The following is a 12,090-nucleotide window of genomic DNA, read 5'->3' as shown; positions in this document are numbered from 1 at the left end:
TCCGCAGCGCCCTCAGCCGCGCCACTCCACGTCCACGCGAGCGGTCGGCCCCTCCCCCCTGAGGCGCCGACCGCTCAGCCTCGCGCCACCGACCAGGGGGTCCGCAGCGCCCGCTCGGCGAGCAGCCGCCGCTCCCCCGTGATCGACACCTCCGCCGTCACCGCCGCGTCCGCCGCCGAGGCGCCGGCCGTCAGCCGCAGCGGCCCCGGGTCCACGGCGAGCCGGCCGTCCTCCCCCGTCACCGCGAGCCGGGCCGCGTCGACGTGGAAGTGCACCGTCATCGTCTCGCCCGCCGCGATCGGCACGCGCGCGAAGCCGATGAGCTGCGCGACCGGCCGCACCACCGCCGAGGTCGGGTAGCCCGCGTAGAGCTGCACCACCTCGACCGTGTCGGCGCCGTCGTTCCGGAGCGACACCGCCACGTCGAGCGATCCGCCGACCGGCAGCTCCGCCGCCGTCGCCAGCTCCGTATACGTCACCGCGCCGCGGGTCAGCCCGTAGCCGAACGGGTAGAGCGGAGTCGCGTCCAGCGCCGTGATCCCGGGGTTCGAGAGCCCGAGGGACGGCTGCAGGTACGTGGTCGAGGCGGACGGGAGCCGCGGGATCTGCACGGGCAGGCGCCCGGTCGGAGCCACGCGGCCCGAGAGCACGCCGGCGACCGCGGCCGCCCCGTCCGCTCCCGGGAAGAACGCCTGCACGAGTCCGCGCGCCGCTCCGAACGCCCCGAGCGCGTAGGGCCGGCCCGAGAGGACGACCACCACGGTGGGCACGCCGGTCTCGAGCACGGCCGTCACCAGCGGCTCCTGCGCTCCGGGGAGGCGGAGGTCGGCCGCGTCGCAGCCCTCGCCCGAGGTGCCGTCGCCGAAGAGCCCGGCGATGTCGCCGACCACGACGACCGCCGCGTCGGAGCCGCGGACGAGGTCCACCGCCTCCTGCACGCCGTCGGTCGACGCGGAGGTGATCGAGCCGCCCTCCGCGAAGCGCACGCGCGACGCTCCGAACTCCTCCTGCAGCGCCGTCAGCACCGTCGGGATCGACAGGCCGAGGTCGTGCCCGGGGTGCTTGGAGAGCACGTGGTTGGGGAACGCGTAGCAGCCGACCAGGCTGCGGAACTGGTCCGCGGCCGGTCCCACGACGGCGAGCGAGCCGGAGGACAGCAGCCCCGCGACGTCCTCGTCGCGCAACAGCACGACCGACTCCTCCGCGATCCGCGACGAGATCGCGCGGTTGCGGGCGCTGTCGAGGTCGACCTCCTCGGCCCCCTCGGGCACCAGCGGGCCGCCGTCGAGCAGGCCCGCCTCGAACTTGTGGCGCAGGTGCCTGGCCACGGAGCGGTCGAGGTCGGCCTCGTCGACGACGCCCTCGCGGATCAGGCGCGGCAGCTCGCCGTACGCCGCCGTCTGCGGCAGCTCGACGTCGACCCCGGCGTGCAGCGCCAGGCGCCCCGCGTCGGCCGCGTCGACCGCCACGTGGTGCATGGCCTGGAGGAACGGCACCGCCCAGTAGTCGGCGACGACCGTGCCCTCGAAGCCCCAGCGGTCGCGGAGCAGCGTCGTCAGCAGGTGCCGGCTGGCGCTGCTGGGCACGCCGTCGATGTCGGTGTACGAGGTCATCACGCTGCGGGCGCCGCCGTGCCGCAGCGCGGCCTCGAACGGAGGCAGCACCGTGTCGGCGAGCTCGCGCGGCCCCATGCTCACGGGTCCGTGGTTGCGGGCGCCGCGGGAGGCGGCGTACCCGGCGAAGTGCTTCAGCGTCGCGACGACGCCGGTCCCCTCCAGCCCCGCCACGTAGGCGGCGCCGAGCTGCGAGACGAGGTACGGGTCCTCGCCGAGGGTCTCCTCGACGCGGCCCCAGCGGTAGTCCTTCACGACGTCGACGACCGGGGCGAGGCCCTGGTGGATGCCGAGGGCGCGCATGTCCGAGCCGATCGCCTCCGCCATCTCGCCCACGAGCTCCTCGTGGAAGGTGGCCGCCCAGGCGAGCGGAGTGGGGAACGCGGTCGCGCCGTACGCGGCCAGGCCGGTGAGGCACTCCTCGTGGGCGATGGCCGGGATGCCGAGGCGGCTGCCGGCGACCACGCGCTCCTGCAGCTCGCGGAGCCGGCGCACGCCCTCCGGGACGGTGACCGGCTCGGTGCCGAACACGCGGGTCAGCTGGCCGAGGCCGCCGGTGAAGAGGTCGTCGCCCGCGGCGGGCCCGTCGTCGAGCTTCGGGGCGAAGTCGTCGGCGGAGTCGGTGAGCCAGACGGAGCCGAGCTGCGCCGCCTTCTCCTCGAGGGTGAGTTCCTGGGTCAGGAGGCGGGCGCGCTCGGCCGGAGGCAGAGCGCGGTCCCGCCAGTCCCGCCCGGGAGGACGCGCGGCGTCCGTCCCGGGCAGTGCTGGGGAAGCGTCGTGCATCAGCCCTTGAACGCCCCGTCCATGATCCCGGACACCATCCGGCGGCCGACGAAGAAGAACGCGATCAGCAGCGGGAGGGTGGCCATGAACGATCCGCCCATCGCCAGGGCGACGTCGATCGAGCGGTTGGCCTGCAGCTGCTTCAGCGCGATCTGCACCGTGAACAGCTCCGGCGACTTGAGGACGATGAACGGCCACATGAAGTCGTTCCAGACGGCGGTGAACGTGATCAGCCCGAGGACGAACGCCGCGGGGCGGACCACCGGGAAGGCGATGCGCCAGAACAGCTGCCACGAGTTGGCGCCGTCGATGCGGGCCGCCTGGATCAGCTCGTCGCTGACCGTCGTGGACATGTGCTGCCGCATCCAGAAGATGCCGAAGGCGCTGGCCAGGCCCGGCACGATGATCGCCTGGAGGGTGTCGACCCAGTCGAGCGCCGAGACGATCAGGTACTGCGGGATGATGCTCAGCTGCGCCGGCACCGTCATGGTCAGCAGCACGATCAGGAACAGCACGTTGCGGCCCGGGAACTGCAGCTTCGCGAAGGCGAAGCCGGCCATCGCGCAGAGGATCGCCGAGATGACGGCGATGCTCAGCGACACGATGAGGCTGTTCAGCATCGAGGCGATGAACGGGACGGTGTCGAACACCTTCTCGGCGATCGCCATGAAGTTCGTGCCCGGGTACAGGCGCGGCGGGATCGACGTGACGGCGGTCGCTCCGACCGACGCGACGACGAACATGTAGTAGAGCGGGAAGATCGAGACGAGCACCGCGATCACGAGGAAGACGTAGGTCGGCCAGCCGACTCCGCCGCCCTTCCCGCGCCGCTTCGGCAGCTGTGCCTTCTGGACCGTGGGGGCCAGCGTCTGCGGGACGGCCTGGTCGATCACATCCGACATCAGACGGCCTCCTTCCGGGTGCGGGTGGAGAGGTAGAAGTTGAGGAGGGAGACGAGGACCACGATCACGAACAGCACGACGCCGATGGCGGATCCGTAGCCGAACTTGAACTGGCCGAAGCCCTGCTCGTAGAGGAAGAGCGCCAGCGTCTGGCACTGCCGGCCGGCGCCGCAGGTGAGGCCCGATTCGGGAGCCACCAGGAGCGCCTCCGTGAAGATCTGCAGACCGCCGATGGTCGACATGATCACGGTGAAGACGATGATCGGGCGCAGCGCCGGGATCGTCAGGTGGCGGAACTGCTGCCAGCTGGACGCGCCGTCGACGGAGGCCGCCTCGAACATCTCGCGGGGCAGCGACTGCAGGCCCGCCAGGTAGAGGAGCGTGTTGTAGCCGAACCAGCGCCAGAAGACCATCGTCGAGATGACGATCCAGGAGCCGTAGTTCGTGGCGAGGAAGTTGATCGACGGCAGTCCGAAGATGCCGAGGAACCAGTTGATCAGGCCGAAGTTCTTGTCGAAGATCTGCGCGAACACGATCGCGGTCGCCGCGACGGAGGTGATGTACGGCACCAGCAGCGCCATGCGGAAGAAGTTCGCCCAGCGGAGGCGGGCGTGGTTCAGCAGGTGCGCGAGGAAGAGGGCGAACAGCAGCTGGGGCACCGTCGAGATGATGAAGATGCCGAAGGTGTTGACCAGCGCGTTCCAGAACCGGGAGTCGGCGAAGAGCTGCTGGAAGTTCGCGATGCCGACGAAGGTCTGCTCGCCGATCGGGTTCCAGTCGAAGAGCGAGACGTAGAACGTGAACAGGAGCGGGAAGAGCCCGAAGACGATGAAGATGATGAAGAAGGGCGCGACGTACGCGTAGGGGGCGATCCGCTCCGAGAGGGAGTTGCGGATCCGCGCGGCCTTCTGGACCGGCGCGCTGGGCTGCTTGCGCTGCTTGCGGGGTGGTGCTGCTGTCACCGTTGACACGGGAGTACCTCCGTCGAGAAAGGGGGGAGGGGCCCGGCGCGCGAGGCGCCGGGCCGCTCGGGTGGGTGGGGCGATCAGCCGCCGATGGCCTGCTTGGCCGTGTCGAGTGCGGTCGACCACGCCTTGTCGGAGGTCACGTTGCCGGCCTCCAGCTCGACGAGGGTGTTGAGGAGCGCCCCGTTGATCGGGGTGGTGTCCGGTCCGTTGTAGAAGGACGGGAACTGCTCGACGGAGGTCGCCATGACCTCGCCGATCTTCGAGTCGCCGAAGAACGGGTCGGTGTACGACTGAACTTCTTCGCTGGCGACCGCCTCGGTGGCGGCGGGCAGCGTGCCCGAGGCTTTGAAGTGGTCGGTCTGGCCCTCAGCCGACATCATCGTCTTGATGTACTGCCAGGCGGCCTCGGGGTGCTCGGCGCGGGCGGGGATGGCGATGACGCTGCCGCCCCAGTTGCCGCCGATGCCGGGGACGCTGGTGACGCGCCAGTTGCCGGCGGTGTCGGGGGCGTCGGTCTTGATGCCGGCGAGGATCCACGAGGGGGCGATCGTCACGGCGAAGGCGCCGTTCGCGCGGCCCGGAGCCCAGCCCGAGGACCAGGCGGCGATGCCGGCGCTGATGCCGGCGTCCTTGGTGTCCACGGCGACCTGGAACGCGTCCTTCACCTGCGGGTTGGTGTCGTAGACCAGCTCGCCGTCGGGCGAGTAGTACTTCTCCGAGACCTGATTGACGGTCGAGAAGAAGACGCTGGTCTCGATGTTGTCGACGAACGGCTTGCCGGTCGCCTCGGTGTACTTCTTGCCGGTCTCGATGAAGGACGGCCAGTCCTTCCAGAGCTCGGCGACCTGGTCGGGCTCGGTCGGCAGGCCGGCCTGCTCGAAGAGGTCGGCGCGGTAGGCGAAGCCCAGTCCGCCGACGTCGGTCGGGACGCCCACGACGGAGCCGTCGTCGGCGGTCGCGGCGGAGGCGGCCCACGGGAGGTAGGTCGAGGCGACGTCGTCGCCGCCGAGGGTGCGCAGGTCGAGGAAGTTCGAGCTGTTGGCGACGAACTGGGGCAGGTCGTCGTTCTGGATCATGACCAGGTCGGGCACCTTGCCGCCGGCGAGGGCCGCGGTGAGGGCGGTGGCGGTCTCGGTCGTGCTGCCGACCTCGGAGAGCTTGATCTTCGCGTCGGGCATCTTCGCGAGGTACTCGTCGACGCTGTCCTTGGCGTTGATGCCGGTGAAGGACCAGAAGGTGGCTTCGGCGTTCGGGTCGTCCGAGGCGCCTCCTCCCCCTCCGGACGAGCACCCGGTCAGGGTGAGCGCGACTACTGCTGCTGCTGCGGCTACGGCCGTCAGGCTTCTTTTCACGACAATTCCTCTTCGTTGGGGATTCGCAGGGTTTCGGTGAGGGCGGGCCTCAGAGAACGATCTCTTGGCGGCCAACCTAACCCGCCCGTGAGCACGATGCAAGCGAGAACCGGTCTCCGCGAGATAACGATCTCCGCCTAGTATCAAAGGGAAGTTTCGCAAATCGAGCAGTTCCGGACGGCCGCCCGCCGCCCCGTGCGAGTCTTCACTCCGACGCTCTCCCCACCGTGCTCCGCGGGGAGGCGCGGAAGCCGGAACCTCCCCTCGCAGAAGGAAGCAGCATGACTCGACCCACGCTGGTGGACGTCGCCCAGGCCGCGGGCGTCTCGCGCGCCACCGCCGCCCGTGTGCTCGCAGGCGGCACCAATGTCGACGTCCGGATGACCGCCGCGGTCGAGCGCGCCGCGAAGTCCCTCGGCTACGAGGCGAACAGCGCCGCCCGGATGCTCCGCGGCGGGCGGGCCGGGGCCATCGCCCTGATCGTCGCCTTCAACGAGCTCGACAGCCTCACCGGGACGTTCTTCACCTCGGTGCTGAAGGGCGCCGCGAAGGGCCTGTACGCCGGCGAGGTGCAGCCCGTGCTGCTGCCCGCCGACCACGACGACAGCGACCGCATCCCCCGCTTCCTCCGCTCGCGGGCCGTCGACGGCGCGATCGTGATCCTCCAGCACGAGATCACCCACCTCGCCCAGGCGCTGGCCGACTCCCCCGTGCCGATCGCCTGGGTCGGCCGCCCGCGCGTCGCCCTGCCCGAGGACGCGATCGTCATCGACTCCGACAACTACGGAGGCGGCCGCCTCGCCGCCCGCGCGCTCGCCGACTCCGGCCGCCGGCGCCTGGGCATCATCGCCGGCCCGCACGACATGGAGCCCGCCCGCGACCGCATCCGCGGCTGGCGCGACGAGCTGACCGAGCTCGGCCTCGACTCCAGCCCGATCGTGCACGGCGCCTTCACCCTCGAGAGCGGTTCCGCCGCGATGGCCCGCCTCCTGCAGCGCCACCCCGACCTCGACGGCGTCTTCGCCTCCTCCGATCTGATGGCCAACGGCGCGATCCGCGTCCTGCAGGCGTCCGGCCGCCGCGTCCCCGCCGACGTCTCCGTCATCGGCTTCGACGACGTCGTCATCGCGACCACCTCGGATCCGACCCTCACGACCATCCGGCAGCCCCTGGAGGACATGGGCCGCGTCGCCGCCGAGACCGTCGTCGCCGTCGTGCAGGGCCGCCCGGTCGACCGGCAGCCGATCCTCGCGACGACCCTCGTGCAGCGCGAGTCCGCATGACCCCGCCTCCCCCGCACCGCCTGATCGTCAGCACCGACGCGGCGAACGAGGCCGACGACCAGTTCGCGATCGTCCAGGCGCTGCTGACCGAGACCCTCGACGTCCGCGGCCTCGTCGCCGCGCACTTCGGCCGGCCGGGGAGCATGGCGGAGTCGCGCGCCGAGATCGATCGCATCGTGGAGTTGGCGGGTTCGACGGTGACCGTCGTCGACGGCGCCGAGTCGGCCCTGCCCGCCGAGGCGTCGGACGGCGCCCGCCTGATCGTGGCCGAGGCGCTGCGCGACGAGGTCCGGCTGTGGATCGCCGTGCTCGGGCCGCTGACCGACGTCGCCGCCGCCCTGCTGCTCGAGCCGTCGATCGCCTCGCGCGACGTCGTGGTCGTCTGGGTCGGCGGCCCGCCCTACGACGAGATCCCCGCCTACAGCCCCGAGTTCAACCTGATCAACGACGTCGACGCCGCGAACCGCGTCCTCGAGTCGGGCATCGCCCTCTGGCAGATCCCGATGCCCGTCTACTCCGGAGTCGGAGTCGGCCACGCCGAGCTGCGGACCCGGCTGCGCGGCACGAGCCCGCTCGGGGACTACCTGGTGGACCAGCTGATCGCGTTCAACGACACCATCCCGTACGGGCCGCTCGACTTCCGGTCGCTGGGTGACAGCCCGGCCATCGGCGCCGTGATGAACCCCGCCGGCGGGCGCTGGCGGGAGCGCCGCGCGCCGAGGTTCTCCACGGACGGCGAAGTCCTGCCCGACTCCGGGCCGCACACGATCCGGGTCTGCGAGGCGTTCGACACCCGCTGGCTGATCGAGGACCTGTTCGTGAAGCTCGTGGAGTTCGGGGAGCGGTCGGGCGGCGAGCGCTGATGGTCCCTCGTGGCGAGGCATCCGATGCGTGCGCTCGCTGAACAAACGAAGGCCTTCTGCGATGCGAGCGGACACCGCGGGTTGCTCGCACGATCCCGAGATCAGGTGTAAAGACGCAGCTCGGCTTCGAGAAGCGACTCAGCCCTGAGTTCCTTTATGAGTTCTTGAAGAGCTTCCACCGCGACGGTCTCGGCGCTCTCCGAGTCGGTCGCCTTGTGCGCAGCTCTCAGTACCGCTTGATGTCTATCGTAGATCGGATCCTCTGCATAAACAGCCTCGAGCACATCCGCGAAATCGACGAAATACCGGTAGAGAGTGCCGATGCCGACGCTGGCGCGAGCCGCCACCTTGGCGGTTGTCGCCCGATCTCTACCCACCTCGATGACGACTTCGCGTGCCGCCGCGACGATCGCGGCTCGCGTTCGATCAGCTCGATCTTGGAGTGGTTTCACTGGTGTGCTGCGATTTTTCGCTCCTGTCATACCTTTCATCCTCTCACCACACGCCTGGAACGTGACACATACTCATATGGTCGATCGGAGTGTGCTGCCAACGAGAGTCGCATTGCGGGCGGCCCCCGAAGTGATCTCACCAGCGCGCTGGCCGCCACCCTTCCGGCCACGCCAACCGAGGGCGCTGAAGCAAGCGAAAGCGGAGGAGGGAAAGAAGTAGAGCCGAATTCACGAAGATCCGAGTAAGACTCCTCGCTCACGAACGCGCCACTTATCCCGCCACTTGAAGCTCCGCTCTTGACCGTTCCTGACTTCGCTGCAAGCCTTCTTCAAACGCGGAGATCAATCCGCATCTGAAAAAACGCTACAGATGAAAGGCCGTTCGATATGCCATTGAGGGAGTTCAGAAGTGCCAATGAGAGTAGAGACAAGAAGCTAAAGGTGGATCGCATGAAGCGTTTCCGTTCCTTCGCTGCAAGCCTGCTTATTGCGGGCATCGCAGCCACCGGAATCGGACTGGTCTCTACGGGACCGGTGATGGCAGCACAACCGCCCGCCGGCTACCCCAGTACAGACACCTTCGCGACGGTGTCGAGCAGTACGCATGGGAGTTTCCCGATCCGGCGCGGCTTCTACGATGCAGACATCGAGCGCGGGTGGGGCCTCGACAAGGTTTTCCACAAGCACAACATCTGGAGCACCAACGCAATGAAGAAGGTGATGGCTTCCACGAACAGCACGCTGCAGGGGAACGGCAATTACAATCTCAAGGCCTACGCGGGCAACTACGACTGCGTCGACGGCAGGTGCGTGCTCCGCGAGCAGGTCGAGTTGCTGGGCATCTACAATCCCCGGTCGTACGACCTGTACTACGGATGGCCCGTCGGCGGAAAGATGGGCATGCAGACCCTCTACTGCAAGCAGGGCGGCGAAGCTCGCTGCGCCGACTGGGTGACGTACTCGATTGACTACCCAGGTGTCGACAACCCGTTTAGCCGGTCGAGCACGCCTGCGGAGGAAGGGCTCACGGCGGACCAACAAGCGAAGCAGGCCGAGATCCTCGCGTCGCCGGAGATCGAGGAGCTGAAGGCAGAGATCGCAAGCGACGTGACCGAGGTCGCGTTCGACTACGCGCCCCTGCCGGAGATCATGTTCACGGAGTAAGTTCGGTCAGTAGCAGAGGAGAAGAAATCTACTCTTCTCCTCTGCTACTGTCGATTAGGAGGAGTTGGGCAATGACACAGGCGGAACATACAGCCGACGCCTTCCTGCGAGGAGTGCGTGTCTTCCTAAAGCAAGATCGTGCTGGTGATATCGAACTTATTCACTGCTGGGCACAGGAACCTAATGACGCCTTCATCCTCTATAGATATCGAAGAGGACCCTCCAACGTTTTCGGGTGGCATGAACAGCTTCTCACGTCCGAAGGAGTGGAAGCCGCACTACTTCATGGTATGGATACAGCCCAAGAGCTTTCGGAACCCGTTGGAACCGCGTCTATCAAGGCTGATGAGAATGGCATCAAATGGGTCGGGCAAGCAATTCATACCAGCCAGCCGAAACTTACCTTCGAGGCAGTGACTTTATTGCGTTCCGCTATGGAACGCTAGAAGAGGTAACGCGGGGCTTCGCAGGCCCGGCGGCGTGGCCCTGTGGCCGGGAAGGGTGGCCGACGGGCATGGGGGCTGGGCGTTTACATACCCGCGAGCCCCTGTGGTACCTCCTAGTTGGGTGTGACGGCGGAGGGAGGAGGGAGCGAGCCTTTGCTCGAGCGGTGCGTGTGAGCGCATCGCGTCACTCAGCTCCGAGCACCGTGCTGTCAAGGGGTCGGTTCAGGGTCCTGCGTATGGTGTCCGACCTGATCGGCACCTACGACCGGGAGACGACCTCCGCGAGCATGAACAAGGGTGTGCGCTCGACCACGAGCGCGTTGAAGCGCGAACTGATCCTCGACGTCGCGGAGCTGGCGAACCTCCCCACACCGCGGAAGGGCCGCAAGATCGGGCGCGCGGTGATGATGTCCTCCGGTAACCGTGCCGCGATCCTGCGCACCGTCCCGTGGTTCGACGGACCCAAGGCGCTGGTGGAGTCGATCAACGCCTCCATCGCGAACCACAAAGCGGGCAAGCCCGCACCGACCACGCCGCCCCTCGTCACTACCGCCGCTATGGAGGAAGCATGACCGCAGACGACTTCGACCCGTTCGGCGGTGAGGACTCCGCACCCGCCTCGGAGCACGCTCCGGCGCAAGACGAGGAGGCAGTGACGACGCACTACGGGTCCGCGGATGAGTTCGTGCGCAAGCAGCTCATCAGCACCTACCGGCGCCGGGTGATCGCCTACGGCTCCGGGGGCGGCATGCGCTGGAAAGCGGCCTGGTGGGAGAGCAAGGAGGCAGTGCAGCGCATCGAAGCCCTGTGGCGGGCGTGGGAGGCCGCACGACGAGACGAGACGGACGGGCCGAGCACCTGGTGCGTCAACCACTGCGACCCGCACATGAACGTGCTCCTGTCGATGGATGGGCCGTTCGCGGACTCTCGCGACGAGAACGACGGCGGTGATCCGCTGCCCTACACGCCGCCACCGGTCGGCATGTTCGAGGACGACAACCAGCCTCCGCTCTACACCGAAGTGGTGGCAGCGCGAGACGGCGCCGTACGCTGACCCTAACTACCGGAAACAAGCGCCCTTTTCATCAAAATTGACCTTATGTCAGTTCTCGGCCCATGCCGTCTCGTGATGCATGTCGTGGCGGAATTGGACGCTCAGCGTCCCGCCGATCGATCCCCATTCGGGATGGCACTCAGCCCCGAAAGGCCCTGTGTCATGGGTCGGTGAGAAGCTGGCGCGGTGAGCACGCATTCGGGCCCTGTGCCGCGCAAAGCGCGGCTTAGCGGCAGAGATCGAACGGGATCTCCTCACGGGCGACCGGTCGAGGACGTCCTGCGCAGGCTGCCTGTGGATAACTTCCTAAGCAAGCATTCAGCTTTGACTTTCAGCCGTGTAATTCGTGACCGAAGCGTGACCCAGCTCGAAAAGCAGTCCGTTTCGGCCCCTGACGGCCCCCTGGCGGCTCAAGATCCTGTGGATAAACCAGGAGGTGTTTTCCACATTTCCGCTGCGACAGAGGCGCAGAGCGGACCACTGAGTTACAGTTGTGAATGTAAACAGCCCCGATCTGCTCCTGAGCAGATTCGGTGCTCATAGGCAGATCGGGGCCGAGGGTGTCTGTGGAAGGACTCCTTGACCTTAGAGGTTCCATGACCTCTGCGTGAAGCGGGCTCCGGCCCGTTGACGCGACGCTGCCTCCCTCATATAGAGAAGTGGAGCACGTGATGTCGAAGTCGTCACGGTCGGCCAAGCCCTCGAAGGCTGCCCTGTCGAAGGCGGGAAGGACCCTCGCGTCCGACTCGTCCGGCAAGGCCGCCAAGTCGAAGGCCGGCTCGACCCTCGGAAAGGGCTAGCCCCTAGGGTCCGTGGCTCCTCCCGGAGCCACGGACCCTCGTCGACGTCTCGATGCACGGCACGCTTCCCCAACGCCCGTTCGGGCAGGGAGCTCACACACCACCATGTCATTCACGTTCAACGAAGCAGCGCTTCGCCGCGAATTGCAGCAGCAGGTCCAGTCGACCCTCGACGATGTCGCCCGCAAGCGGAGCCGCGCGCTCGCGGCTCTGCACGGCCGCTATGCCGGTCGACCGGTCAGCGAGATCAAGCCCGCGCTTCAGCGCATCTTCCGCCAGGACGGCGGTGACCTCACCGATCCGGAGCTGAGCCAGTACGCGGAGGCGATCAGCTCCGGGACCAGGATCACCTTCACGGCCGAGAAGGTGCGGTGGTAGTGATGGTGCGCAGAGTCACTCCCTCCCAGCTT

13 protein-coding genes are annotated in these 12,090 nt (G+C 67.8%); 8 read left to right on the top strand and 5 right to left on the bottom strand.

The annotated features are described in order from the left end of the window. Positions 1-74: 74 nt before the first annotated feature. The 4 genes from C5C36_RS14190 to C5C36_RS14175 all read right to left on the bottom strand — a co-directional run bounded on the left by C5C36_RS14190 (position 75) and on the right by C5C36_RS14175 (position 5,618). Entirely contained in the window at positions 75-2,396 is a 2,322-nt protein-coding gene (locus C5C36_RS14190; RefSeq protein ID WP_104309932.1) for a glycoside hydrolase family 3 N-terminal domain-containing protein, read from the bottom strand. Further along, entirely contained in the window at positions 2,396-3,298 is a 903-nt protein-coding gene (locus C5C36_RS14185) for a carbohydrate ABC transporter permease (RefSeq protein WP_104224678.1), read from the bottom strand. Before C5C36_RS14185 ends, C5C36_RS14190 begins: the two co-directional genes overlap by 1 nt. Next, positions 3,298-4,260, bottom strand: coding sequence for a carbohydrate ABC transporter permease (locus tag C5C36_RS14180; protein WP_104224677.1), 963 nt, complete (start codon positions 4,258-4,260; stop codon positions 3,298-3,300). Before C5C36_RS14180 ends, C5C36_RS14185 begins: the two co-directional genes overlap by 1 nt. Positions 4,261-4,343: 83 nt before the next feature. Then, a complete protein-coding gene (locus C5C36_RS14175; protein WP_104226495.1) occupies positions 4,344-5,618 on the bottom strand; it encodes an extracellular solute-binding protein in 1,275 nt (424 codons plus the stop codon). 281 nt (positions 5,619-5,899) lie between these two features. On the opposite strand from C5C36_RS14175, the gene C5C36_RS14170 reads away from it, so the two are divergent. After that, positions 5,900-6,901, top strand: coding sequence for a LacI family DNA-binding transcriptional regulator (locus C5C36_RS14170; protein WP_104224675.1), 1,002 nt, complete (start codon positions 5,900-5,902; stop codon positions 6,899-6,901). Beyond that, a complete protein-coding gene (locus C5C36_RS14165; protein WP_104309931.1) occupies positions 6,898-7,764 on the top strand; it encodes a nucleoside hydrolase in 867 nt (288 codons plus the stop codon). Before C5C36_RS14170 ends, C5C36_RS14165 begins: the two co-directional genes overlap by 4 nt. A gap of 101 nt (positions 7,765-7,865) precedes the next feature. On the opposite strand, the gene C5C36_RS14160 is transcribed toward C5C36_RS14165, so the two are convergent. Continuing rightward, on the bottom strand, positions 7,866-8,246 hold the full coding sequence (locus C5C36_RS14160; protein WP_181133827.1) for a TetR/AcrR family transcriptional regulator: 381 nt from the start codon (positions 8,244-8,246) through the stop codon (positions 7,866-7,868). A 411-nt stretch (positions 8,247-8,657) separates the two neighbouring features. On the opposite strand from C5C36_RS14160, the gene C5C36_RS14155 reads away from it, so the two are divergent. The 6 genes from C5C36_RS14155 to C5C36_RS14140 all read left to right on the top strand — a co-directional run bounded on the left by C5C36_RS14155 (position 8,658) and on the right by C5C36_RS14140 (position 12,058). Continuing rightward, positions 8,658-9,380 carry a hypothetical protein gene (locus C5C36_RS14155; RefSeq protein WP_104262297.1) on the top strand — a complete coding sequence of 241 codons (723 nt, stop codon included), beginning with the start codon at positions 8,658-8,660 and terminating at the stop codon, positions 9,378-9,380. Positions 9,381-9,451: 71 nt separating this feature from the next. Then, the gene (locus C5C36_RS17355; protein ID WP_146076867.1) at positions 9,452-9,826 is read left to right on the top strand and encodes a hypothetical protein; all 375 of its coding nucleotides are present in this window, start codon (positions 9,452-9,454) and stop codon (positions 9,824-9,826) included. A gap of 236 nt (positions 9,827-10,062) precedes the next feature. Further along, positions 10,063-10,398: a hypothetical protein gene (locus C5C36_RS14150; RefSeq protein ID WP_104309929.1), complete on the top strand. Its 336-nt coding sequence runs from the start codon at positions 10,063-10,065 to the stop codon at positions 10,396-10,398. Beyond that, a complete protein-coding gene (locus C5C36_RS14145) occupies positions 10,395-10,880 on the top strand; it encodes a DUF4913 domain-containing protein (RefSeq protein ID WP_104309928.1) in 486 nt (161 codons plus the stop codon). The genes C5C36_RS14150 and C5C36_RS14145 overlap by 4 nt, the downstream gene beginning before the upstream one ends. Before the next feature lie 671 nt (positions 10,881-11,551). Next, on the top strand, positions 11,552-11,680 hold the full coding sequence (locus C5C36_RS18140; protein ID WP_258063410.1) for a hypothetical protein: 129 nt from the start codon (positions 11,552-11,554) through the stop codon (positions 11,678-11,680). Between the two features lie 105 nt (positions 11,681-11,785). Then, entirely contained in the window at positions 11,786-12,058 is a 273-nt protein-coding gene (locus tag C5C36_RS14140) for a hypothetical protein (RefSeq protein ID WP_104262294.1), read from the top strand. Positions 12,059-12,090: the final 32 nt, after the last annotated feature.

Source organism: Rathayibacter sp. AY1G1, from assembly GCF_002932095.1.
Classification (GTDB): Bacteria; Actinomycetota; Actinomycetes; order Actinomycetales; family Microbacteriaceae; genus Rathayibacter.
The sequence above is the reverse complement of the archived record's forward strand: the minus strand, read 5'-3'. Positions and strand labels throughout refer to the sequence as shown.

What these genes read in the sequence shown, in the direction of transcription:
- C5C36_RS14190 (WP_104309932.1), bottom strand. Translation starts at nt 2,396, where the DNA reads ATGCACGACGCTTCCCCAGCACTGCCCGGGACGGACGCCGCGCGTCCT.
- C5C36_RS14185 (WP_104224678.1), bottom strand. Translation starts at nt 3,298, where the DNA reads ATGTCGGATGTGATCGACCAGGCCGTCCCGCAGACGCTGGCCCCCACG.
- C5C36_RS14170 (WP_104224675.1), top strand. Translation starts at nt 5,900, where the DNA reads ATGACTCGACCCACGCTGGTGGACGTCGCCCAGGCCGCGGGCGTCTCG.
- C5C36_RS14165 (WP_104309931.1), top strand. Translation starts at nt 6,898, where the DNA reads ATGACCCCGCCTCCCCCGCACCGCCTGATCGTCAGCACCGACGCGGCG.
- C5C36_RS14160 (WP_181133827.1), bottom strand. Translation starts at nt 8,246, where the DNA reads ATGACAGGAGCGAAAAATCGCAGCACACCAGTGAAACCACTCCAAGAT.
- C5C36_RS17355 (WP_146076867.1), top strand. Translation starts at nt 9,452, where the DNA reads ATGACACAGGCGGAACATACAGCCGACGCCTTCCTGCGAGGAGTGCGT.
- C5C36_RS14150 (WP_104309929.1), top strand. Translation starts at nt 10,063, where the DNA reads ATGGTGTCCGACCTGATCGGCACCTACGACCGGGAGACGACCTCCGCG.
- C5C36_RS14145 (WP_104309928.1), top strand. Translation starts at nt 10,395, where the DNA reads ATGACCGCAGACGACTTCGACCCGTTCGGCGGTGAGGACTCCGCACCC.
- C5C36_RS18140 (WP_258063410.1), top strand. Translation starts at nt 11,552, where the DNA reads ATGTCGAAGTCGTCACGGTCGGCCAAGCCCTCGAAGGCTGCCCTGTCG.
- C5C36_RS14140 (WP_104262294.1), top strand. Translation starts at nt 11,786, where the DNA reads ATGTCATTCACGTTCAACGAAGCAGCGCTTCGCCGCGAATTGCAGCAG.